General features: G+C 54.8%; 22 protein-coding genes, 3 tRNA genes and 2 pseudogenes. 14 read left to right on the top strand and 13 right to left on the bottom strand.

Annotated features, from left to right (window positions below; all coding sequences use genetic code 11):
• The first annotated feature begins 4 nt into the window (after positions 1-4).
• Positions 5-1,351 (top strand): PTS cellobiose transporter subunit IIC, encoded by a 1,347-nt coding sequence (locus tag DD597_RS06930; RefSeq protein ID WP_003856571.1) that lies wholly within the window; start codon positions 5-7, stop codon positions 1,349-1,351.
• Positions 1,352-1,428: 77 nt separating this feature from the next.
• On the opposite strand, the gene fhuF is transcribed toward DD597_RS06930, so the two are convergent.
• Together fhuF and DD597_RS06920 are read right to left on the bottom strand one after the other, a co-directional pair.
• On the bottom strand, positions 1,429-2,217 hold the full coding sequence (gene fhuF, locus DD597_RS06925; protein WP_003856570.1) for a siderophore-iron reductase FhuF: 789 nt from the start codon (positions 2,215-2,217) through the stop codon (positions 1,429-1,431).
• A 95-nt stretch (positions 2,218-2,312) separates the two neighbouring features.
• Positions 2,313-3,377, bottom strand: coding sequence for a GGDEF domain-containing protein (locus DD597_RS06920; RefSeq protein ID WP_129256037.1), 1,065 nt, complete (start codon positions 3,375-3,377; stop codon positions 2,313-2,315).
• Positions 3,378-3,593: 216 nt separating this feature from the next.
• Between DD597_RS06920 and DD597_RS06915 the strand changes: the two genes are divergently transcribed.
• Complete coding sequence (locus tag DD597_RS06915) at positions 3,594-3,863, top strand: DUF1435 domain-containing protein (RefSeq protein ID WP_129256036.1); 270 nt, start codon at positions 3,594-3,596, stop codon at positions 3,861-3,863.
• A gap of 42 nt (positions 3,864-3,905) precedes the next feature.
• On the opposite strand, the gene DD597_RS06910 is transcribed toward DD597_RS06915, so the two are convergent.
• The 4 genes from DD597_RS06910 to rsmC form a co-directional block, all read right to left on the bottom strand.
• Positions 3,906-3,992: transfer RNA gene (locus tag DD597_RS06910), tRNA-Leu, on the bottom strand.
• Positions 3,993-4,024: 32 nt separating this feature from the next.
• A tRNA-Leu gene (locus DD597_RS06905) sits at positions 4,025-4,110 on the bottom strand.
• 28 nt (positions 4,111-4,138) lie between these two features.
• Positions 4,139-4,225 (bottom strand) — tRNA-Leu (locus DD597_RS06900).
• 144 nt (positions 4,226-4,369) lie between these two features.
• Entirely contained in the window at positions 4,370-5,398 is a 1,029-nt protein-coding gene (rsmC, locus tag DD597_RS06895; protein ID WP_003856567.1) for a 16S rRNA (guanine(1207)-N(2))-methyltransferase RsmC, read from the bottom strand.
• 102 nt (positions 5,399-5,500) lie between these two features.
• Between rsmC and DD597_RS06890 the strand changes: the two genes are divergently transcribed.
• The 8 genes from DD597_RS06890 (at position 5,501) to DD597_RS06855 (ending at position 11,868) form a co-directional block, all read left to right on the top strand.
• A complete protein-coding gene (locus DD597_RS06890; RefSeq protein WP_003856566.1) occupies positions 5,501-5,914 on the top strand; it encodes a DNA polymerase III subunit psi in 414 nt (137 codons plus the stop codon).
• The gene (rimI, locus tag DD597_RS06885; RefSeq protein WP_003856565.1) at positions 5,883-6,326 is read left to right on the top strand and encodes a ribosomal protein S18-alanine N-acetyltransferase; all 444 of its coding nucleotides are present in this window, start codon (positions 5,883-5,885) and stop codon (positions 6,324-6,326) included. Before DD597_RS06890 ends, rimI begins: the two co-directional genes overlap by 32 nt.
• Positions 6,327-6,345: 19 nt before the next feature.
• Positions 6,346-7,023 (top strand): pyrimidine 5'-nucleotidase, encoded by a 678-nt coding sequence (gene yjjG, locus DD597_RS06880; RefSeq protein ID WP_003856564.1) that lies wholly within the window; start codon positions 6,346-6,348, stop codon positions 7,021-7,023.
• 92 nt (positions 7,024-7,115) lie between these two features.
• Complete coding sequence (gene prfC, locus DD597_RS06875; RefSeq protein WP_003856562.1) at positions 7,116-8,705, top strand: peptide chain release factor 3; 1,590 nt, start codon at positions 7,116-7,118, stop codon at positions 8,703-8,705.
• A 304-nt stretch (positions 8,706-9,009) separates the two neighbouring features.
• Positions 9,010-9,627, top strand: coding sequence for a molecular chaperone OsmY (gene osmY / locus DD597_RS06870; protein WP_003856559.1), 618 nt, complete (start codon positions 9,010-9,012; stop codon positions 9,625-9,627).
• A 125-nt stretch (positions 9,628-9,752) separates the two neighbouring features.
• Positions 9,753-9,914: a DUF1328 domain-containing protein gene (locus tag DD597_RS06865; protein WP_003856556.1), complete on the top strand. Its 162-nt coding sequence runs from the start codon at positions 9,753-9,755 to the stop codon at positions 9,912-9,914.
• Between the two features lie 122 nt (positions 9,915-10,036).
• Complete coding sequence (locus DD597_RS06860) at positions 10,037-11,089, top strand: patatin family protein (RefSeq protein ID WP_129256035.1); 1,053 nt, start codon at positions 10,037-10,039, stop codon at positions 11,087-11,089.
• The gene (locus DD597_RS06855) at positions 11,086-11,868 is read left to right on the top strand and encodes a TatD family hydrolase (RefSeq protein ID WP_023324123.1); all 783 of its coding nucleotides are present in this window, start codon (positions 11,086-11,088) and stop codon (positions 11,866-11,868) included. The genes DD597_RS06860 and DD597_RS06855 overlap by 4 nt, the downstream gene beginning before the upstream one ends.
• Here DD597_RS06855 and DD597_RS06850 read toward each other — a convergent pair.
• Both DD597_RS06850 and DD597_RS06845 read right to left on the bottom strand, forming a co-directional pair.
• Positions 11,863-12,723: a YjjW family glycine radical enzyme activase gene (locus DD597_RS06850; protein WP_023324124.1), complete on the bottom strand. Its 861-nt coding sequence runs from the start codon at positions 12,721-12,723 to the stop codon at positions 11,863-11,865. The two genes, DD597_RS06855 and DD597_RS06850, sit on opposite strands and share 6 nt — an antisense overlap.
• The gene (locus DD597_RS06845) at positions 12,698-14,233 is read right to left on the bottom strand and encodes a YjjI family glycine radical enzyme (protein ID WP_022650366.1); all 1,536 of its coding nucleotides are present in this window, start codon (positions 14,231-14,233) and stop codon (positions 12,698-12,700) included. Before DD597_RS06845 ends, DD597_RS06850 begins: the two co-directional genes overlap by 26 nt.
• A 261-nt stretch (positions 14,234-14,494) precedes the next feature.
• On the opposite strand from DD597_RS06845, the gene deoC reads away from it, so the two are divergent.
• The 4 genes from deoC (at position 14,495) to deoD (ending at position 18,818) form a co-directional block, all read left to right on the top strand.
• Positions 14,495-15,274 carry a deoxyribose-phosphate aldolase gene (deoC, locus tag DD597_RS06840; RefSeq protein WP_003856543.1) on the top strand — a complete coding sequence of 260 codons (780 nt, stop codon included), beginning with the start codon at positions 14,495-14,497 and terminating at the stop codon, positions 15,272-15,274.
• Positions 15,275-15,373: 99 nt separating this feature from the next.
• A complete protein-coding gene (gene deoA, locus DD597_RS06835; RefSeq protein ID WP_003856542.1) occupies positions 15,374-16,696 on the top strand; it encodes a thymidine phosphorylase in 1,323 nt (440 codons plus the stop codon).
• A 53-nt stretch (positions 16,697-16,749) separates the two neighbouring features.
• Positions 16,750-17,973: a phosphopentomutase gene (gene deoB, locus DD597_RS06830; RefSeq protein ID WP_003856540.1), complete on the top strand. Its 1,224-nt coding sequence runs from the start codon at positions 16,750-16,752 to the stop codon at positions 17,971-17,973.
• 125 nt (positions 17,974-18,098) lie between these two features.
• Complete coding sequence (gene deoD / locus DD597_RS06825) at positions 18,099-18,818, top strand: purine-nucleoside phosphorylase (protein WP_003856538.1); 720 nt, start codon at positions 18,099-18,101, stop codon at positions 18,816-18,818.
• A 41-nt stretch (positions 18,819-18,859) separates the two neighbouring features.
• On the opposite strand, the pseudogene DD597_RS25105 reads toward deoD, so the two are convergent.
• From DD597_RS25105 to DD597_RS06805, 5 genes and pseudogenes are all read right to left on the bottom strand, one after another.
• Positions 18,860-18,958 (bottom strand): annotated as a pseudogene (locus DD597_RS25105) (hypothetical protein); the annotation flags it as partial.
• 86 nt (positions 18,959-19,044) lie between these two features.
• A pseudogene (locus DD597_RS24820) lies at positions 19,045-19,383 on the bottom strand (FimD/PapC C-terminal domain-containing protein); the annotation flags it as partial.
• Between the two features lie 59 nt (positions 19,384-19,442).
• Entirely contained in the window at positions 19,443-19,676 is a 234-nt protein-coding gene (locus DD597_RS06815) for a hypothetical protein (protein ID WP_022650371.1), read from the bottom strand.
• Positions 19,677-19,753: 77 nt separating this feature from the next.
• A complete protein-coding gene (locus tag DD597_RS06810; RefSeq protein WP_003856531.1) occupies positions 19,754-20,443 on the bottom strand; it encodes a DUF1120 domain-containing protein in 690 nt (229 codons plus the stop codon).
• 57 nt (positions 20,444-20,500) lie between these two features.
• Positions 20,501-21,187 (bottom strand): DUF1120 domain-containing protein, encoded by a 687-nt coding sequence (locus DD597_RS06805; protein WP_022650372.1) that lies wholly within the window; start codon positions 21,185-21,187, stop codon positions 20,501-20,503.
• Between the last annotated feature and the right edge of the window lie 163 nt (positions 21,188-21,350).

Here is a 21,350-nt window from a genome sequence, read left to right as displayed (position 1 = left end):
TGCTATGTCTGCCAACCATGCTGCATTTAATCTGATTTTCCGCTTCGTTGAAAATTATGTTAGCCCTATTGCCGGGCGCATCTCTTCCCAGCGTCACGTTATGGCTATTCGTGACGGGTTTATCTCAGCGATGCCGTTTATGATTGTGGGCTCGTTTCTGTTAGTGTTCGCTTACCCACCTTTTTCGCCTGATACCACCTGGGGTTTTGCTCGCGCCTGGCTGGATATGGCGAAGCAGTTTGAAGGCCAAATTCTGACGCCGTTTGATATGACAATGGGGGTGATGTCCCTTTATATCTGTGCGGCTATTGCCTACAACCTGGGCAAACATTACGTTAAAACCCATCAGCTGGATCCGTTCATGTGCGCGATGCTGTCGCTGATGGCGTTCCTGCTGGTCGCCGCCCCTAAAACCAAAGGCGCTTTGCCGGTCGATAGCCTGGGAGGGACCGGTATTTTCACCGCGATTCTGGTGGCGATCTATTGCGTTGAGATGATGCGTTTCCTGAAAGCACACAATATCGGGATCCGCCTGCCAGACCAGGTTCCGCCGATGATCAAAAACTCGTTTGATCTGCTGATCCCGGTGCTGGTGGTGGTGCTGACGCTCTATCCGCTGAGTCTGCTGATCCAGTCGCAGTTCGGTATGCTGATCCCACAGGCCATCATGTCGATATTCAAACCGCTGGTCTCTGCGGCTGACTCGCTGCCTGCGATCCTGCTGGCGGTGCTGATTGGCCACCTGCTGTGGTTTGCCGGGATCCACGGCGCGGCGATTGTCTCCGGGATGCTGCAAATGTTCTGGCTGACGAACCTGGGGGCGAACCAGACCGCGCTGGCGGCAAGCCAGCCTTTGCCACACATCTTTATGGAAGCCTTCTGGACGTTCTTTATCGTTATCGGCGGATCGGGGGCGACGATGGGTCTGGTGTTCTGCTATCTGCGTAGCCGCTCCGCGCACCTGCGCTCTATTGGACGTCTGAGCGTGGTGCCAAGCATTTTCAATATCAATGAGCCGGTGATTTTCGGTACGCCGATTGTGATGAACCCGGTGTTCTTTATTCCTTTCCTGCTGGCGCCGATGGTTAATGCCGTGCTGGCATGGGCAGCGATGAAGTTTGATCTGATTGGCCGCGTAATTTCCGTCGTGCCGTGGACGGCACCGGCTCCGGTTGGTGCCGCCTGGGCGCTGGGCTGGGATTTCCGTGCAGCCATTCTGGTGCTGGTTTTGGCCTGCGTTTCCGCCATTATCTATTTCCCGTTCTTCAAGGTGTACGAGAAACAGTTGCTTCAGCAGGAAGCGGAAGAAGCACAGCGTAATGGAGAAGAGGAAAATCAGCAGGTCGCTTAGGTAAAAGCAAAACGGCAACGCAGGTTGCCGTTTTTAGTGTTTGTTCTCTCTCACTGCGGGTATCAGGCCGGGCCAGACTACTTAAGCGTGCAATCGCCGCACTGCTGGACGTCCGGCAGACGGTAGCGCTGACAGCAGGTACGACGTACCAGAAGTCCCTCACGCGGAACCACGGTGCGGTAAAGAGGGTTATCCCGTCCATCCGACAGCTGTCTGGCAAAGAAACAGCTCTGACGCAGTGCATCCACTTTCTCGTCGCCGAGCAGCGGCTTCATTTCCGTTAAATACCAGTGGATAAGATACCCGGTATTACTCCAGATCAGTTTGCCGTTAATCTCTCCCGTCGCTTCCAGCGCATCAATGACCGGAACCAGCGCTCTTGTAATCAGCCGTTCCATACGCGCCTGCGCTGACAGGTGTCTCGCGCTCGGATCTTCATGTACATCAATCCAGAAACAGGCAGCGCGCCCGGTTTCATGAAATTCAACATGAAAATGTTCCGACGAGAGATCGAGCATCGTTTCCTGGGTCAGCAGGGCTAGCATGACAGGCGGCACCATCAGCCCGATATACCACTGTGCCCAGAGGGATAACAGCGGTTTATTTTCCCGCGTCAGGGTAGGTTGGTTACGATAAATATGGTCGGAATAGGTTGCCAGCAGCGACCGCAGCTCGGCAGGACGTTGCCACTCAGTCAGCGTCAGCGCATGATGCGGCGGTGCTTCATCCAGTTTGATGAAATCCAGCAGATGGGCGCGCGTTACGGCAATTTTTTCCCGAATGGCATCCGCAAGCGTCGTTTCCCCGGCGGAGAGTGGAGCTCGCCAGAGCAGGGGCTCAACGATGTGTGCGGTACGAGTCGCCATAGTGTGGATTACAAATCTAAATGATAATGATTGCCAATCCTAACTATAGATAAAACCAAGCGCAAGCGTTTTATCCTGGCGCTGTGAAGGCGGTTTCAGGCAGTATGAAGCTCTTCGCTCAGCAGAATGCTGTTACGTCCCATATGCTTGGCTTCATAGAGGGCTTTATCCGCTTTCGCCAGCGCGCCCTCAACGTCTTCACCTTCGAACATGGCGATGCCGATGCTGATGGTCACGTTAGTGGCGACGCTTTCGTTAAACATATGGGGGATTTTAAGATCGTAAACCTTCTGACGTATGCGTTCAGCCGTCTGGCGCGCTTGCTCCAGCGGGATGTTACTCAACAGCACCATAAATTCTTCCCCGCCAAACCGGGCGACAACATCGCGTGAGCGCACGGCGTCGCGTATCGCAGCCGAGACCCTGATCAAGGCCTGATCGCCCATCATATGGCCGTAATGGTCGTTGTAGGCTTTGAAGTGGTCGATATCCATCAGCAGCACGAAGTGCTCGCCAGCGTCAGGCCTGGAAAGGTTCTCCAGCCGGCTTTGCAGCCCGCGACGGTTATACAGGCCGGTGAGCGGGTCCATCATGCTAAGATCGGTCAGGGTTTCGCGCTCCTCCAGCAGTTCGGAAAGCAGCTCCTGGGCGAAACGGTCATTGCGCCGCTGAAGAACATGGTGGATACCAATGGCGACCACCGGCAGCGCGAAAAAATAGGCCATTCTCAGCCAGTTTTCGGACGGGCTAAGCCACAGGCAGGATATAAATGCGGGAAATGAATGTAACGTAAAGGCTTTAATATTACTCGCGAACGCCAGAGACCCTATAAAAAGCACTGTTAATAGCGCCATCATTAAATAGGTCGCGTGATCGTGCGTGATTAACAGAAATTTAGAGACGATCTGCCAGGCCCATAAAAGACCAAAAATAGCTGAAACAACAGGGATATTTATTTTTCGCGTGCTGTTTTTCCAGTGCCAGATAAGTAAGCCTGTGCTGATAGTCAGTACGGCAAAGAGCGGGACTGATAACACACGCACGGAATAGAGAGGATTTGTTACCGAGAACAATGCTGATGCGGCGTTCAGAAATAAAAACAAACGTAAAGATAGCTGATATTTCTTGTTGACTAAAGACAGCCAGGATTGTGATGTCATATGCGTGCGTTTTTATTAAAACTCAATTAAAACAATGAGCAAGGTGTTGTTGTGTAATATTGGTCGCTACAAAATTGAATTTTTATTATCAGAAAAACTTTATCGGAAGTTAACAGGTGGGCAATTTATCACCTTACACATTCTCTGTCATTATGGGAAAGCAATTGCTGGCGCAATTTCTTACGTCGCCTGCTGACAAGTGATAATTACTATCATATGATACTGGTTATCATTATCAGTGCGAGAGGTGAAACCGTGTTGAGCAAAGCGCTGGGAAGTGGGTGGGGAATATTACTGCCTGGTTCCATTATCGGTGGGCTGATGTTTACCGATCTCCCCATTGATGTCTGGAAAGCAATGATTGTTTCAGGCTTGCTGGTGACATCCGCGATGATCTGGCACAAACAGTTACGGCATTATGTCCTGCTGCCTTCATGCGTGGCGCTAATCAGTGGACTGCTTGTGATTCTGATGAGTTTGAAATAAAAGAGAAAAATAAGAGGGACTTCTGAGAGGATGTAAGATAATTGGTGCGAGGGGGGGGACTTGAACCCCCACGTCCGTAAGGACACTAACACCTGAAGCTAGCGCGTCTACCAATTCCGCCACCTTCGCACAGTCATCTTACTGGTTTGATATCGCCTCGTTGGTGCGAGGGGGGGGACTCGAACCCCCACATCCTAAGGACACTAACACCTGAAGCTAGCGCGTCTACCAATTCCGCCACCTTCGCCCAGTGCGAGCAATATCAACGTGATTTATGGTGCGAGGGGGGGGACTTGAACCCCCACGTCCGTAAGGACACTAACACCTGAAGCTAGCGCGTCTACCAATTCCGCCACCTTCGCATACCATCGACACTGTAAAAGTATCGTAACCACGGAGGCGCATTCTAGATGTTTTCAGCTTTACGTCAACAGAAAATTGCGCACGTTGTTTTGATTGCTGCAAAATTGGGCGATGGCAGCGTCAGCCATCGCCGGACCGGGGGGTTACTTTTTCGCCTGGCGCGTCATCACGGTGCGATAGACCTTAAAGCGGCCCGTCTGGGCGATCACTTCGTGGAAGCCAAAGGTTTCATCCAGCACTTTCGGGTATGCGAGGAAGGCGTTCGCCACAATACGCAGCTCACCGCCGCTGTTGAGGTGACGGGTTGCGCCACGGATCAGCGTTTGCGCCGCTTCAAGGCTGGTCTCCATTCCGTCGTGGAACGGCGGGTTAGAGATGATCATGTCAAAGCGACCGGTCACATCGGAGAAGACGTTGCTGGCAATCACGTCACCTTCAATGCCATTCGCAGCAAGCGTGGCGCGGCTGGCTTCTACCGCCGGAGCGCTCACGTCACACAGGGTTAAACGCACTTTTGGTGAGTGACTGGCGAGAACCGATGACAGCACGCCCGCGCCACAGCCGACGTCCAGCACTTTGCCCTTGGTATGAGGCGTCAGGGTGGACAGCAGCAGCTTACTGCCCGTATCGAGCGCATCACGGCTGAACACGCCCGGCAGGGTTTTAATGGTCAGGCCTTCAAGCTGGTACTCGTCCCAGAAGGCGTCGGCATCGAAGGTGGTCTGTTTTTCCAGACGACCATGGTACAGGCCGCAGCGACGGGCGCTGTCGATTTTCGTCAGCGGCGCCCAGGCTTCGAGCATCTGTTCTGCGCTACGCACCCCGCTGCGGTTTTCACCGACAACAAAAATATCGCAGCCGACCGGCAGCAGAGAAAGCAGGTTCATCAGCTGGAACTGGGCTTCCGGCTTGTTTTTTGGCCAGTAGTAAATGAGCGTATCGCAGTCAGCAATATCGCTCTGCTCCGCCGCCAGGCTAAAGCGCGCGCGCTCGCCCATCTGACGGCTCAGCACCTGCCAGTGGTGATAGTACTGGGTGTGGGCACGGCTTTCAGCACAGTCGAAACGTGCGGGCAGGTCATCCTGCATATCTCCGGCAAACAGAATACGGCTCTCTTCGAAATCATCACTGTGACGCAGCAAGACTTCACTTGCCGGGGTAAATGCAGACATGAATTGTTCCTCAATAAACTCAGGCGGGGATTATAGTAGGTAGATGGCGCAGTTTCGACACATTTGCTATATTTGCGCGCCTGAGAGACAGGAGTTTTCGCTATGACATCCCGACGAGACTGGCAGTTGCAGCAACTGGGCATCACCCAGTGGGCTTTGCGTCGCCCGACGGCGTTGCGGGGCGAAATAGCCATCTCCATCCCTGCGCATGTCCGCCTGGTGATGGTGGCAGAAGCGCCGCCTGCCCTGAACGAGCCCCTGATTGAGGATGTCCTTCGCAGCCTGAAGGTGACCCACGATCAGGTATTACAGCTGGCGCCCGAAAGCGTCGCGATGCTTCCCTCTGACAGCCGCTGTAACAGCTGGCGAATCGGGGCGGTGGATGAGCTACCCCTTGAAGGAAGCCAGATCAGTTCTCCAGCGCTGGACGAACTGAAAGCCAACCCAAAAGCGCGTAGCGCGCTATGGCAACAAATTTGCGAATATGAACACGATTTCTTCCCTCACGACGGCTGACCTGACCACCGCGTTCGCGATTGAAACCCGCGCCCATGCCTTTCCGTGGAGCGAAAAGACGTTTGCCAGCAATCAGGGCGAACGCTATTTAAATCTCCGCCTGGACGTTGACGGTGCGATGGCTGCGTTCGCCATCACGCAGGTCGTTCTGGACGAGGCGACGCTGTTTAATATCGCGGTCGATCCCGCATACCAGCGCCGCGGGCTGGGCAGGGAACTGCTTGAGCACCTCATTCGTGAGCTGGAAACCCGTGACGTTTTCACCCTGTGGCTGGAGGTGCGCGCGTCCAATGTCGCCGCCATCGCGCTCTATGAAAGCTTAGGCTTCAACGAGGCGACTATCCGCCGTAACTACTACCCCACCGCAGAGGGACGTGAAGACGCCATTATCATGGCTCTGCCGATTGGATAACGAAAATAAGGTTGTAACGATGAAATGGGACTGGATTTTCTTTGATGCCGACGAAACGCTGTTTACGTTTGACTCGTTCGGCGGCCTACAGCGGATGTTTCTCGACTATAGCGTGACGTTCACCGCGGAAGATTTTCAGGACTATCAGGCGGTGAACAAACCGCTGTGGGTGGATTACCAGAACGGAGCCATCACCGCGTTACAGCTTCAGCATCAGCGTTTTGACGTGTGGGCTGAACGGTTAAACGTGAGTCCTGGGGTGCTGAACGAGGCCTTCCTGAATGCGATGGCGGATATCTGCGCGCCGCTGCCCGGCGCCGTTTCTTTGCTGGATTCGCTGAAAGGGAAGGTGAAGCTTGGGATCATTACCAACGGCTTTACCGCGCTTCAGCAGATTCGCCTTGAACGCACCGGCCTGCGCGATCATTTCGACGCGCTGGTGATCTCCGAAGAGGTGGGCGTACCGAAGCCGGATCCGCGTATTTTCGATTATGCGTTGGCGCAAGCGGGCAATCCTGACCGCGATCGCGTGCTGATGGTGGGGGATACGGCAGAATCTGATATTCTGGGAGGTATGAGATCGGGCCTGTCGACCGTCTGGCTGAATGCGCATGGCCGCATGCTGCCGGAAGGCATCGAGCCGACCTGGACCGTTACGTCATTGAACGAACTGGAGCAGCTCCTGTGTAAACAATGATTGCCTGCCCCCTGTTGATGGGTAAAATAGCCGCATTTTTCGTATTCCATGATGCGCGGCCTGCTGCCGCGCTTACCTAAGAAGAATTGATTATGACGTTGTCTCCTTATCTGCAAGAGGTGGCCAAACGCCGCACTTTTGCCATTATCTCGCACCCGGATGCCGGTAAAACGACCATCACCGAGAAGGTGTTGCTGTTCGGACAGGCGATCCAGACCGCGGGTACCGTTAAAGGCCGTGGCTCCAGCCAGCATGCTAAATCCGACTGGATGGAGATGGAAAAGCAGCGTGGTATTTCGATTACCACCTCCGTGATGCAGTTCCCGTATCACGACTGTCTGGTGAACCTGCTGGACACCCCGGGGCACGAAGACTTCTCCGAAGATACCTACCGTACCCTGACGGCGGTGGACTGCTGCCTGATGGTGATCGACGCCGCGAAAGGTGTTGAAGATCGTACCCGCAAGCTGATGGAAGTCACCCGTCTGCGCGATACGCCGATCCTCACCTTTATGAACAAACTCGACCGTGACATCCGTGATCCGATGGAGCTGATGGATGAAGTGGAAAACGAGCTGAAGATTGCCTGCGCGCCAATCACCTGGCCGATTGGCTGCGGCAAGCTGTTCAAAGGGGTTTACCACCTCTATAAAGACGAAACCTACCTGTACCAGACCGGTAAGGGTCACACCATTCAGGAAGTGCGCATCGTGAAAGGTCTGGACAACCCGGATCTGGACGCAGCGGTCGGTGAAGAGCTGGCCGCGCAGCTGCGCGATGAGCTGGAGCTGGTTAAAGGCGCGTCGCACGAGTTCGACCGAGAGCTGTTCCTGAGCGGTGAAATTACCCCGGTCTTCTTCGGTACCGCCCTCGGCAACTTCGGCGTTGACCATATGCTCGACGGTCTGGTGGAGTGGGCCCCGCAGCCAATGCCGCGTAAAACCGACACCCGCGAAGTAGAAGCAAAGGAAGAGAAGTTCTCCGGCTTCGTCTTTAAAATTCAGGCCAACATGGACCCGAAACACCGCGACCGCGTTGCCTTTATGCGCGTGGTCTCCGGTAAGTACGAGAAGGGCATGAAGCTGCGTCAGGTCCGTATCGGTAAAGACGTGGTGATCTCCGACGCGCTGACCTTCATGGCGGGCGACCGTTCGCATGTAGAAGAAGCCTATCCGGGTGACATCATTGGTTTACACAACCACGGTACCATTCAGATTGGCGATACCTTCACGCAGGGCGAGATGATGAAGTTCACCGGTATCCCGAACTTCGCGCCGGAACTGTTCCGCCGCATTCGCCTGCGCGATCCGCTGAAGCAGAAGCAACTGCTGAAAGGCCTGGTCCAGCTTTCCGAAGAGGGGGCTGTACAGGTGTTCCGCCCTATTGCTAACAACGATCTGATCGTGGGCGCGGTGGGTGTGCTCCAGTTTGACGTGGTGGTTGCCCGTCTTAAGAGCGAGTACAACGTGGAAGCGATTTACGAATCGGTGAACGTGGCGACCGCCCGCTGGGTTGAATGTTCAGACGTGAAGAAATTCGAAGAATTTAAACGTAAGAACGAAGTTCAGCTGGCGCTGGACGGTGGCGATAACCTGACCTATATCGCCCCGACCATGGTTAACCTGAACCTGACGCAGGAACGTTATCCTGATGTTCAGTTCCGCAAAACGCGCGAGCATTAATTCCCTCTCAGAGCACGGCAGCCGCCGTGCTCTTCTTTAATTCCTGTGTTATTAAACCCTTGCGGAATGTTCTTAATTCACCGCAATTTTTCGCTATTCGTTCGTTTTTTCCCCAATTCTGAATGCACCCCTCTGATTGTGATCTATATTTAACTCAGTGTTTAGCACCGGGCGTGGATGAATTAACTGTTCAATGCATGTCCATTGGTTCTCCATTTTGCCCCGGTGTTAATTCGCAATATATAAAACCAAGATTTAGGGAAGTATGTCGCCCAAATAACGGGCAAAACACAGGAATAAATCGATGAATATGACAAGACTGAAGATTTCTAAAACTCTGCTGGCTGTAACGTTGGGTAGTGTCCTGGTAAGCGGTTCTGCTCTGGCGGAATCCAGCACCATGGATAAAGCGCAAAGTTCCGCCAATACCGCAGGGGAAAAAATCGATAGCTCTATGAATAAAGTCGGTAATTTCATGGATGACAGCTCAATCACAGCAAAAGTGAAAGCCGCATTGGTGGATCACGACTCCATTAAGAGCACCGATATTTCTGTTAAAACCGACAACAAGGTTGTCACCCTGAGCGGTTTCGTTGAAAGCCAGACCCAGGCTGAAGAAGCCGTTAAAGTGGCGAAAGGTGTTGAGGGCGTAAGCTCCGTCAGCGACAAACTGCACGTACGTGACAGCAAAGAATCGTCCGTGAAGGGCTATGCCGGAGATGCAGCAACTACCAGCGAAATCAAAGCTAAACTGTTAGCTGACGACATCGTGCCATCCCGTATGGTGAAAGTTGAAACCACCGATGGTGTGGTCCAGCTGTCCGGTACGGTTGAGAATCAGGCACAGAGCGATCGTGCCGAGTCAATTGCGAAAGCTATTGATGGTGTGAAAAGCGTCAAAAACGATCTGAAAACGAAGTAAAGCAGTACCATTCGCCCGTAAGGCTTAAAACCGCGGGCGAAATAAAAACGATTCTGGAAAAGCCGGTGAGTGACCTGAGCGCTCACGTTTAGCGGCCGACATTAACTATGGTAAAGGAGAGGCTTATGTTTCGTTGGGGCATTATATTTCTGGTTATCGCGTTAATTGCCGCCGCATTGGGCTTTGGTGGACTGGCGGGTACCGCGGCATGGGCAGCGAAAATTGTCTTCGTCGTCGGTATTATTCTGTTCCTGGTCAGCCTGTTTACGGGTCGACGTCGCCCGTAGCAAACGCAATATTTACTAAACAAACTCAAGCCAGTCCTCGTGACTGGCTTTTTCTCGTTTGAGAACCACCGGGGAAGTGCGTTACTGTGTCTCATCACAATAATGAAAACAGGAAGGCAGAGGTGGGGCAACGAATTCCCGTTACGCTCGGCAATATTGCGCCGCTGACGTTAAAACCGTTTCATGCAGGCCAGCTTGCGCTGGTCTGTGAAGGGGGCGGGCAGCGCGGTATTTTTACCGCCGGCGTGCTCGACGAATTTATGCGCGCGCAATTCAACCCGTTCGATCTCTATTTCGGTACCTCTGCCGGGGCGCAGAACCTCTCCGCCTATGTCTGCAACCAGCCCGGCTATGCGCGCAAAGTGATTATGCGCTATACCACCTCGAAAGAATTCTTCAATCCGGTACGCTTCGTGCGCGGCGGGAACCTGATCGATCTCGACTGGTTACTGGATGCCACCTCCAGCCAGATGCCGCTGGCCATGGATACCGCGTCACGACTGTTCGATACCGGCAAAGAGTTCTGGATGTGCGCCAGCCGTGGCGATGACTATTCGCCGGGTTACTTTTCGCCGCAGAAAGAGAACTGGCTGGATATCATCCGCGCGTCCAGCGCGATCCCGGGATTCTACCGCACCGGCGCGTTGCTGAAGGGGGTAAGCTATCTTGACGGTGGTATCAGCGACGCGGTGTCGGTACAGGAGGCGGCGCGGCGCGGGGCAAAAACCATTGTGGTGATCCGTACGGTGCCTTCGCAGATGTATTACACCCCACAGTGGTTTAAGCGGATGGAACGCTGGCTGGGCGACAGCAGCCTGCAACCGCTGGTGAATATTGCGAAGCAGCATGAAACCACCTACGGCGCGATGCAGCGTTTTATTGAAAAACCACCGGGCAAGCTGCGCATCTTTGAAATTTATCCGCCGAAGCCGCTGTTGAGCATGGCGCTGGGCAGTCGGCTGCCTGCGTTGCGTATGGATTACAAAACGGGGCGGCTGTGCGGGCGTTACTTCCTGGCGACCGTCGGGAAAATGCTGGCCGAGCAACCGCCTCTTCATCGGCATAAAAGCATCATTTTGCCGCCTGCCGTTGTGGCCAATGACGCGGTGGCGATGCCGCTGGTGGACGCGCCGCAGGCCAACGATGGCTTACTCGATAACGAGGATCTGGCATGACGCACTGCTTTATCGATACCCATTGCCACTTTGATTTCCCGCCGTTTAGCGGGGAGGAAACATCCAGTCTTGCGCGTGCGGCTGAGGCCGGTGTGAGAGCCATTATTGTGCCCGCTATTGAAGCGGCGAGATTCGACAAAGTTCTGGCGCTTGCCCGGGGGCACGATGCGCTGTATGCCGCGTTGGGTTTGCATCCGATCGTTATTGAGCACCATCTTGATGACCATCTCGACAGGCTGAATGCCACGCTGCAAAACGCGGATATGAAGCTGGTTGCCATCGGTGAGATCGGCCTCGATCTCTATCGTGAAGATCCGCAGTTTGAACGCCAGCAGACGATTCTGGACGCGCAGCTCCGGTTGGCAAAGCGCCACGATCTGCCGGTGATCCTCCACTCCAGACGTACCCATGACAAACTGGCGATGCACCTGAAGCGCATCGACGTGCCGCGCAGGGGCGTGGTCCATGGTTTCGCTGGAAGCCTTCAGCAGGCGCAGCGTTTTATCGAGCTGGGCTATAAAATTGGCGTCGGTGGCACCATTACCTATCCGCGTGCCAGCAAAACCCGTGATGTGATGGCACAGCTCCCGCTGACCTCGCTCCTGCTGGAAACGGATGCGCCTGACATGCCGCTGAATGGTTTTCAGGGCCAGCCTAACCGTCCGGAGCAGGCGGCGCGCGTTTTTGATGTGCTGTGTGAGTTGCGTCAGGAGCCTGAAGATGTGATTGCCAGCGCGCTGCTGGAAAATACCCGAGCGGTCTTCGGCATCACGCTATAGATAAAGGGCCGGGCGGATCACCGTGATCTGCTGCCGTTCCAGGGCCTGCGCCAGCGGCTCGATGTCCTCCGGCGTGGCGCTCCGCCATCTCGCCGCCTCCCCGTAAACCCCATGGGCATGAAACGCGTTGATCCGCACCGGAACGTTCCCCAACGTGTGGATAAAAGCGGTCAGCGATGGCAGATGTTGCAGATAATCACACCGATCGGGGATCACCAGCAGGCGCAGCTCCGTCAGGCGATGACGATCGGCCAGCCAGCGGATGCTCTGCTTGATCAGCGTGTTTTCGCGCCCGGTCAGAAAACGGTGATGTTCATTGCCCCAGGCTTTCAGATCCACCATCGCGCCGTCAAACACCGGAAACAGCTTTTGCCAGCCGGTTTCGCTTAACAGGCCGTTGCTGTCCACCAGGCACGTCAGATGGCGCAGGGACGGATCGGCTTTGATCGCGGTGAAAAGCGCAACCAAAAACGGCAGCTGCGTGGTGGCCTCACCCCCGCTGACGGTCACGCCCTCAATAAACGGCGCGGACGTGAGCACCCGGGAGAGGATCTCCTCGACGCTATAGCGCTGCGCCATCGGCGTCGCCTGCTGCTGACACAGGTGCAGACAGGTGTCGCACTGCTGACAGTGACTCTCCTGCCACCAGACGCGCCCGGCCTGAATCGTCAGCGCATCATGCGGACAGTGGGGTACACAGTCGCCGCAGTCGTTGCAGCGCCCTATCGTCCACGGGTTGTGGCAGGTTTTGCAGCGCAGGTTACAGCCCTGGAGGAACAACGCCAGGCGGCTGCCCGGCCCGTCCACGCAGGAGAAGGGTATGACCTGACTAACTAAAGCGCATCTGCTGTTCATGACTTATCACGCGAGGCTGACGTTCCAGAATACGGGTATTGCGCGCGGCCTCCTCGCCGAGCCAGGTGGTGTTGGTGCGCGATCCGGCTTCCCGGTACTTCTCCAGATCCGATAACCGCACCATATAGCCGGTAACGCGCACGAGATCGTTACCCGCAACGTTGGCGGTAAACTCGCGCATCCCCGCCCTGAACGCGCCGAGACAGAGCTGGACCACTGCCTGCGGGTTACGTTTTACCGTTTCATCCAGCGTCAGAATGTCGCTGATCCCGGAAGCGTAGTGCTTGTGGTGCGGCGCAACGGCCAGCAGGTGGCTGATGGGATCCGGCTCGTCGCCGTAGGGCAGGCGCGCGCCCGGCGTGGTGCCCGAGTCAGAGCTGATCCCCGACTGCGCATGAAGCATCGCGCGCTGCTTCCAGCCGTGTTTCACCGGCGTGTTTTCGACAAACGCCGCAAGCTGTTCACTGATGCGGTAGCCCAGCGCATTGGCCTGTTCGTTCTTACCGTAACGTCCCGTAATGCCTGCTTTCTGGCACAGCACGTTCACCGCTTCGGCCAGACCGTACATGCCAAACATCGGCACAAAGCGATCGGCATCAATCAGCCCCTCTTTTACCAGGAAGCTATTCTCAAAGAAGCCGGATTGTTCATATAAAAAATCGCAGCGCGCATTAATGATCGCGATTTGTTGCTGGCAGTAGTGGGGAAGGGTACGGGTGAAAAAGTCTTCCGGTGAGCGGCTGTGTTCCGCAATCGCTTTCAGGTTTAGGCGCACCAGCGTGCTGCCGCCGCCCGCCAGCGGCAGGGAGTTGTAACAGCTCACCACGCCATAGCGACCTTTTGTGAAAATTTTATCATTCACCGGGCCATTAGAAATATGCGGCTTACTACATTCACAAATGTTTTTCGCCACGCTCAGCAGCAGATCGCTGGGGGTTACATCCGGATCGTAGATAAAGGTCAGGTTCGGCGCAACCTGCTTTAGTTCTGCATCCGCGCGAAGGATGGCTCGGGTGACAGGCGTATCCGCCGGGCCGATATTGGCATGCATAAACGCATCGGGCAGCGTTCTGTCCAGGTAACGCCAGAAACGTTTTATTCGGCTATCGATTTCATCCTGTGTTAGAATTTTAACATAGGGGCTGAGTATTTCATCGAGCTGGCCCAGATAGACCGGCATCGATGTGACGGACGGAACATGGTGATAAAGGATAGTGAGCAGCGAGAGGGCATCATCCAGATCTTTCGCCCCTTCCAGCTCCAGCCATTCTGAGCCGTTAGCCAGAAATTTAGCGTAGTCCGGCAGCACGTAGCGCGGTTTGTAAGGCGCATGGCCTTCGAACATGTCGCAGATGAATCCCTCGTCCAGTGCGGCGCGGGCCGCCTCTGGCAGAGCGGGATAGGGCAGATTGTTCTCCGCTTCCAGCGCCAGAAAATGACGTTTTTGTTCCGGGGTTAACACCGGGCTGGTCACAATGTGCTGGCAACGTTGTTGCAGGGCGTCGGGCATGTTCACTTCCTTGGTTGTTCTGCGGATAGTGAACGAATTGTAGGAAGCCAGCCTGGTGGCGCTTTGATCAGAAAGGGGATATCGCCGATTTAGTCAGCAATTAACGCACTAAAATTTGAAGAAGATCTCATTACAGTAATGCAAATTTGCACACAGTTTTCATTAACTGTGATGAATGTCGAAGTGTGGATGCGGGTGAATGTTAGAATACTCACAGACCCGCAAGGTAAAATTTATACGGCACTGCCGTTGGAGAATGTTATGACCGATTTAACTGCAAGCAGCCTGCGCGCGTTGAAACTGATGGACCTGACCACCCTGAACGATGACGACACCAATGAAAAAGTCATCGCCCTGTGCCATCAGGCGAAAACGCCAGTGGGTAACACCGCCGCCGTCTGTATCTATCCGCGCTTCATCCCGATTGCCCGCAAAACGCTGAAAGAGCAGGGCACGCCGGACGTGCGCATTGCCACCGTAACTAACTTCCCGCACGGCAATGACGATATCGAGATCGCGCTGGCAGAAACCCGCGCAGCGATTGCGTACGGCGCAGACGAAGTTGACGTGGTATTCCCGTACCGCGCGCTGATCGCCGGCAACGAGCAGGTCGGTTTTGACCTGGTGAAAGCCTGTAAAGACGCGTGTGCGGCGGCAAACGTGCTGCTTAAAGTGATCATCGAAACCGGCGAGCTGAAAGAAGAGGCGCTGATTCGTAAGGCGTCTGAAATCTCCATCAAAGCGGGCGCGGATTTCATTAAAACCTCTACCGGTAAAGTGCCGGTCAACGCTACCCCGGAAAGCGCACGCATCATGATGGAAGTCATCCGTGATATGGGCGTGTCCAAAACCGTTGGCTTCAAACCGGCAGGCGGCGTGCGTACCGCAGAAGACGCGCAGCAGTTCCTGGCGATTGCCGACGAGCTGTTCGGCGCCGACTGGGCGGACTCCCGCCACTACCGCTTCGGCGCGTCCAGCCTGCTGGCCAGCCTGCTGAAAGCGCTGGGTCACGGCGACGGTAAGAGCGCAAGCAGCTACTAAGTTGAATTGCCGGGTGGCGCTACGCTAACCCGGCCTAAAGGATCGTGGGGCGGGTCAACATACCCGCCGCCATTCACCCGATTCCGCATGGAGGTTACCGTGTTTCTCGCACAAGAAATTATTCGTAAAAAACGTGATGGTCATGCATTAAGCGACGAAGAAATCCGCTTCTTTATCAATGGCATTCGTGATAACACCATCTCTGAAGGGCAGATTGCGGCTCTGGCGATGACCATTTTCTTCCACGATATGTCGATGCCTGAGCGCGTGTCGCTGACCATGGCGATGCGAGATTCAGGAACCGTTCTGGACTGGAAAAGCCTCAACCTCAACGGCCCGATTGTGGACAAACACTCCACCGGCGGCGTGGGCGACGTGACCTCCCTGATGCTTGGCCCGATGGTGGCAGCCTGCGGCGGTTACATCCCGATGATTTCCGGGCGCGGCCTGGGCCACACCGGCGGTACGCTCGACAAACTGGAAGCCATTCCGGGCTTCGATATCTTCCCGGATGACAACCGCTTCCGCGACATTATTAAAGACGTTGGCGTGGCGATTATCGGCCAGACCAGCTCTCTTGCTCCGGCAGATAAGCGTTTCTACGCGACGCGTGACATTACCGCGACCGTAGACTCCATCCCGCTGATCACCGCCTCTATCCTTGCCAAAAAACTGGCGGAAGGTCTGGATGCGCTGGTGATGGATGTGAAAGTGGGCAGCGGCGCGTTTATGCCGACCTATGAACTCTCTGAGGCGCTGGCCGAAGCGATCGTTGGCGTTTCCAACGGCGCGGGCGTGCGCACCACCGCACTGCTGACGGACATGAACCAGGTGCTGGCCTCCAGCGCCGGTAACGCGGTTGAAGTCCGCGAGGCTGTGCAGTTCCTCACAGGCGAATACCGTAACCCGCGCCTGTTCGATGTCACCATGGCGCTGTGCGTTGAGATGTTAATCTCCGGCAAGCTGGCCAAAGACGACGCTGACGCGCGCGCGAAGCTTCAGGCGGTGCTGGACAACGGCAAAGCGGCGGAGATCTTTGGTCGGATGGTGGCGGCGCAGAAAGGCCCGACCGACTTCGTGGAAAACTACGCGAAATACCTGCCCACCGCGATGCTCAGCAAAGCGGTCTATGCGGACAGCGAAGGCTTTGTCTCGGCTATGGATACCCGCGCGCTCGGCATGGCTGTCGTGTCTATGGGCGGCGGTCGTCGTCAGGCATCGGACACCATTGATTACAGCGTCGGCTTTACCGATATGGCCCGTCTGGGCGACAGCGTTGACGGCCAACGTCCGCTGGCGGTGATCCACGCGAAAGATGAAGCCAGCTGGCAGGACGCGGCGAAAGCGGTGAAGGCGGCAATATCTCTTGACGATAAAGCACCGGAAACCACACCGACGGTCTATCGTCGTATCACTGAATAGCGGTATACTGATCTGATCGCATTTTTATGAAGCACTAAGTACGGAGAACAATTATGAAACGTGCATTTATTATGGTGCTGGACTCATTCGGCATCGGCGCAACCGAAGATGCAGAACGATTTGGTGACGTGGGTTCCGATACCCTGGGTCACATCGCGGAAGCCTGTGCAAAAGGCGAAGCGGACAACGGTCGTAAAGGCCCTCTGAACCTGCCAAACCTGACCCGTCTGGGGCTGGTAAAAGCGCATGAAGGCTCTACCGGTAAGATCGCAGCCGGTATGGACGGTAACGCGGAAGTGGTGGGCGCCTACGCGTGGGCGCACGAGCTCTCTTCCGGTAAAGATACTCCGTCCGGCCACTGGGAAATCGCCGGCGTGCCGGTGCTGTTCGACTGGGGGTACTTCTCCGATCACGAGAACAGCTTCCCGCAAGAGCTGCTTGATAAGCTGGTGAAGCGTGCCAACCTGCCGGGCTACCTCGGCAACTGCCACTCCTCGGGTACCGTGATTCTGGACCAGCTCGGCGAAGAGCACATGAAAACCGGCAAGCCAATTTTCTATACCTCTGCTGACTCCGTGTTCCAGATCGCCTGCCATGAAGAGACGTTTGGCCTGGATAAACTGTACGAGTTGTGCGAAATCGCCCGTGAAGAGCTGACCGAAGGCGGCTACAACATTGGCCGCGTTATCGCGCGTCCGTTTATCGGCGACAAAGCGGGTAACTTCCAGCGTACCGGCAACCGTCACGATCTGGCCGTGGAGCCACCGGCGCCGACCGTGCTGCAAAAACTCGTCGACGAGAAAGACGGTCACGTGGTTTCCGTGGGTAAAATCGCGGACATTTACGCCAACTGCGGCATTACCAAAAAGGTCAAAGCGACCGGTCTGGATGCGCTGTTCGACGCCACCATCAAAGAGATGAAAGAAGCGGGCGATAAGACCATTGTCTTCACCAACTTCGTGGACTTCGACTCCTCCTGGGGCCACCGTCGCGACGTCGCCGGTTATGCTGCGGGTCTGGAGCTGTTTGACCGCCGTCTGCCAGAGCTGATGGAGCTGGTGGGAGAAGATGACATTCTGATCCTGACCGCTGACCATGGCTGTGACCCGACCTGGACCGGTACCGACCACACCCGTGAGCACATTCCGGTGCTGGTGTACGGCCCGAAAGTCAAACCGGGCTCGCTGGGTCACCGTGAAACCTTCGCGGACATCGGCCAGACGATTGCGAAATACTTTGGTACGTCTGACATGGAATATGGCAAGGCTATGTTCTAAACGGATTGGGTGAGGCCTGATGCCCTCACCCCGAGCCTCTCCCACAGGGAGAGGGAAAACAGAATGTAGGCCGGGTAAGGCGCAGCCTCCACCCGGCAAAAACAACAATGTAAAAGGAACTGAAGATGGCAACTCCTCACATTAATGCAGAAATGGGTGATTTCGCTGACGTCGTATTGATGCCGGGCGACCCGCTGCGCGCGAAGCACATTGCAGAAACCTTCCTCGAAGACGTGCGTGAAGTGAACAACGTGCGCGGGATGCTGGGCTTCACCGGTACCTATAAAGGCCGCAAAATCTCCGTGATGGGTCACGGCATGGGTATCCCATCCTGCTCCATCTACACCAAAGAGCTGATCACCGATTTCGGCGTGAAGAAAATCATCCGTGTCGGCTCCTGCGGCGCGGTTCGCATGGACGTTAAGCTGCGTGACGTGGTGATCGGCATGGGCGCGTGCACCGACTCTAAAGTTAACCGCATCCGCTTTAAAGATCATGACTTTGCGGCCATTGCTGACTTTGACATGGTGCGTAACGCGGTTGACGCGGCAAAAGCGCTGGGCGTAGACGCGCGCGTGGGCAACCTGTTCTCTGCCGATCTGTTCTACTCGCCAGAAGGCGACATGTTCGACGTGATGGAAAAATACGGCATTCTGGGTGTTGAAATGGAAGCGGCCGGTATCTACGGCGTGGCGGCTGAATTCGGTGCGAAAGCGCTGACTATTTGCACCGTGTCTGACCATATCCGTACTCACGAGCAGACTACCGCTGCCGAGCGTCAGACCACCTTCAACGACATGATCAAAATCGCGCTGGAATCCGTTCTGCTGGGCGATAAAGAGTAATTTCGTTTTCTTCAGGGGGGCAGGTTTGCCCCCTATGGTGCTTACTTCGTCAACACTTCCCACATCAAATTGCTTTCCAGCGTCACCGTATCACCTACGTAATTAAACTGGCGGTCACTCAGCACCGGGGTGAGGGTGAGCAGGCACTCATCGGCGGACCACGAGGCAGGCGTAAAAAGCGTAGCCATTAGCGAAAAAGTCATCAGTAAATGTTTACCCAGGTGTTTCATTTACAGACTCCTTTAGCAGTTTCATAAAACGATTCTTTGTCCTGAGTCTCACTCAGGGATTAATCGATGCGGCAGATGCGCTGCATATTATCGTCAACGGCATAAAGTGCCGGGCTATTGGACATATCAGTGACAAAAACGCGCCCGCTGTCCACCGCGCTGACCAGGTAGTTGTTTTTCTCATCTACGATACTGGTCCCTTTTGACAGTCACGAGCCGTCTGCACGTTTCACTTCGAGCATTACGCGACGGGTATTCAGTACTTTGAAATCCAGCTCCCTGAAGGCTGTATGGGCGACAGAAATGTTCTTGATGCCGTTGGGCAGATCCTGACTCAGGTTAAAGCCGATCCACATATGTTTATCGGTGTTTTTCGGCGGGATAGCCTCAAGGGTCACGCGTTTAACGTCACGCCTGTATCGTCAGGAAGATCGACAATGATGGTATAGATCAGGGCCGGGAAGGTGTCGGTATTTTTTACGTTCATGGTGCCGCTGTGAGTCGACTCTTCAATAACCAGCAGCGTGGTTTCTGGCACCATTCCGGCGGCATACGCCTGAGCAAAGAGAGCAGAGAATAATAACGGTGCGGCAATGGCGCACTGAGCGATCGTGGATTCAACTGACATCAAGATTAATCCTTTAACCTGACAAAATACCTCCTCTGTTAAGAGGAGGCATAGTTCACACTTTATCGGGTTGATAATCAGAGATATTTAACGGTAATCGTGGCCTGACCATCCAGGTTGGTATCATCGGTAATCGCGAGGGCCGCGGTATTCTGAATCGCCAGGGAGGTTTTCAGCGGAAATACTGCGGTCGTGAAAGGCAGCGGCGCAGTGGTGCCGGAAGCGGCCACGGTCATCATTTCCATGTTGGCGTTTTTGATGATACCGGTAGCGGTTTTCTGCCAGGACGGGCTGTCCACGGTACCGGAGATAACGTCTGATTTCACGCCGTCGGCGGTGACGTTCGCCACATCAGCAAAGATGGAGTAAGCGCCAATTTTCACGCCGCCCGCGGTTTTGCCCACGCCGTAGGACTGGGTGGTGTCGGAAACGTTGCCGCCCGCCGCGTCTGCGGTGTTAATGGTGATCACAGAAGCACCCGGATGGGTGTCTGCGCGGTCATCGCTGATGGTCCAGCCAGCTTTAGTGGCTACCGGGCAGGTGATGGTCAGGGAGATATCTTTCTGACCCAACTGGTTAACGCTGGTCGCGGAGAGATCCGCCAGGTGGATAAGACCATAATCCACCTCGCCGCCGCCGCTTAACTGCGGGGTGCAGGCGGCAACGGAGAGTAAACCGGTCACTTTCAGTACGGCGGTAGAGGCGGCGTTAGCGGCAGTCGCGGAGAGGGCCAGCGCAACGGCAGTGGCAACTAAAATCTTTTTCATTGTTGTTCCTTAACAAATGCAGGCCATCACGCTCAGTTCACAAGCGAAATGAGCCAGTTACAGATAATGCAAAGTGATGGTGGCCTGGCCGTCGATCGGGGTATCGTCGGTAATTGCCAGGGTGTCAGTTTTCTGCACCGCCAGCGCAACGCGCAGCGGGAATACGGCATTCATAAAGGGAACCAACGTCCGATCACTGCTATTTAGTGCGCTATACTGGATAGAACCGTCACTATGAGTGACGAGCTGCGAACCCGTATTCGCAAGTAACCACATTGGATCATCTGCTATCGCAGAATAACCTAATGCTTTGACGTTTCCATCTACGGTTACATTCGAATTCATACCCACGGAGTAAGCGCCGATATTGACGCCGCCAGCCGTTTTACCTACGCCGTACTGGTTAGTTGAACTCCATGCCTGATCGCCCGCGAAAGTGGCGTTATCGATGGTCATTTTCTTCATTGAATCTGCGTGATCATCGGTAATGGACCACGCTACTTTCGTTGCGGCAGAGCAGTTGATAGTCAGAGAAATATCTTTATAACCCAGCTGGTTATCTGCCGTTGCGGAGAGCGAGCTGATATATTTAGTGCCGAAATCAACGACAGCGCCATCGCTCAGCGTTGGGGTACAGGCGTTGTTGGTTAATACGCCTTTTAATTTTAATACCGCAGTAGAGTCGGCATGTGCAGTCGCAGAGAGGGTCATTGCAACAGCGGTTGCAATAATGATTTTTTTCATCGTTAATCCTTAACGTTCGAAACAGACGTGTGGAGAAGAAATAGAAAAACTATTTCTTGCTGTCTATTATTCTAGAGGAAAAGCTAACTTTACATTAAGGAGTGTTAATTTTTGAATGTAATTCCCCTTAATATATAAGCTATAAATATATATTTTGTGTATG

This window comes from Enterobacter cloacae complex sp. 677-3DZ2D5B (assembly GCF_004136695.1).
Taxonomy (GTDB): domain Bacteria; phylum Pseudomonadota; class Gammaproteobacteria; order Enterobacterales; family Enterobacteriaceae; genus Enterobacter; species Enterobacter hormaechei_C.
The sequence above is the reverse complement of the archived record's forward strand: the minus strand, read 5'-3'. Positions and strand labels throughout refer to the sequence as shown.

What these genes read in the sequence shown, in the direction of transcription:
- deoB (WP_003856540.1), top strand. Translation starts at nt 16,750, where the DNA reads ATGAAACGTGCATTTATTATGGTGCTGGACTCATTCGGCATCGGCGCA.
- prfC (WP_003856562.1), top strand. Translation starts at nt 7,116, where the DNA reads ATGACGTTGTCTCCTTATCTGCAAGAGGTGGCCAAACGCCGCACTTTT.
- DD597_RS06815 (WP_022650371.1), bottom strand. Translation starts at nt 19,676, where the DNA reads ATGTCAGTTGAATCCACGATCGCTCAGTGCGCCATTGCCGCACCGTTA.
- DD597_RS06930 (WP_003856571.1), top strand. Translation starts at nt 5, where the DNA reads ATGTCTGCCAACCATGCTGCATTTAATCTGATTTTCCGCTTCGTTGAA.
- DD597_RS06805 (WP_022650372.1), bottom strand. Translation starts at nt 21,187, where the DNA reads ATGAAAAAAATCATTATTGCAACCGCTGTTGCAATGACCCTCTCTGCG.
- fhuF (WP_003856570.1), bottom strand. Translation starts at nt 2,217, where the DNA reads ATGGCGACTCGTACCGCACACATCGTTGAGCCCCTGCTCTGGCGAGCT.
- DD597_RS06915 (WP_129256036.1), top strand. Translation starts at nt 3,594, where the DNA reads ATGATACTGGTTATCATTATCAGTGCGAGAGGTGAAACCGTGTTGAGC.
- DD597_RS06850 (WP_023324124.1), bottom strand. Translation starts at nt 12,723, where the DNA reads ATGAACAGCAGATGCGCTTTAGTTAGTCAGGTCATACCCTTCTCCTGC.
- DD597_RS06865 (WP_003856556.1), top strand. Translation starts at nt 9,753, where the DNA reads ATGTTTCGTTGGGGCATTATATTTCTGGTTATCGCGTTAATTGCCGCC.
- osmY (WP_003856559.1), top strand. Translation starts at nt 9,010, where the DNA reads ATGAATATGACAAGACTGAAGATTTCTAAAACTCTGCTGGCTGTAACG.
- DD597_RS06855 (WP_023324123.1), top strand. Translation starts at nt 11,086, where the DNA reads ATGACGCACTGCTTTATCGATACCCATTGCCACTTTGATTTCCCGCCG.
- deoC (WP_003856543.1), top strand. Translation starts at nt 14,495, where the DNA reads ATGACCGATTTAACTGCAAGCAGCCTGCGCGCGTTGAAACTGATGGAC.
- DD597_RS06890 (WP_003856566.1), top strand. Translation starts at nt 5,501, where the DNA reads ATGACATCCCGACGAGACTGGCAGTTGCAGCAACTGGGCATCACCCAG.
- rimI (WP_003856565.1), top strand. Translation starts at nt 5,883, where the DNA reads ATGAACACGATTTCTTCCCTCACGACGGCTGACCTGACCACCGCGTTC.
- yjjG (WP_003856564.1), top strand. Translation starts at nt 6,346, where the DNA reads ATGAAATGGGACTGGATTTTCTTTGATGCCGACGAAACGCTGTTTACG.
- DD597_RS06810 (WP_003856531.1), bottom strand. Translation starts at nt 20,443, where the DNA reads ATGAAAAAGATTTTAGTTGCCACTGCCGTTGCGCTGGCCCTCTCCGCG.
- rsmC (WP_003856567.1), bottom strand. Translation starts at nt 5,398, where the DNA reads ATGTCTGCATTTACCCCGGCAAGTGAAGTCTTGCTGCGTCACAGTGAT.
- DD597_RS06845 (WP_022650366.1), bottom strand. Translation starts at nt 14,233, where the DNA reads ATGCCCGACGCCCTGCAACAACGTTGCCAGCACATTGTGACCAGCCCG.
- deoD (WP_003856538.1), top strand. Translation starts at nt 18,099, where the DNA reads ATGGCAACTCCTCACATTAATGCAGAAATGGGTGATTTCGCTGACGTC.
- DD597_RS06920 (WP_129256037.1), bottom strand. Translation starts at nt 3,377, where the DNA reads ATGACATCACAATCCTGGCTGTCTTTAGTCAACAAGAAATATCAGCTA.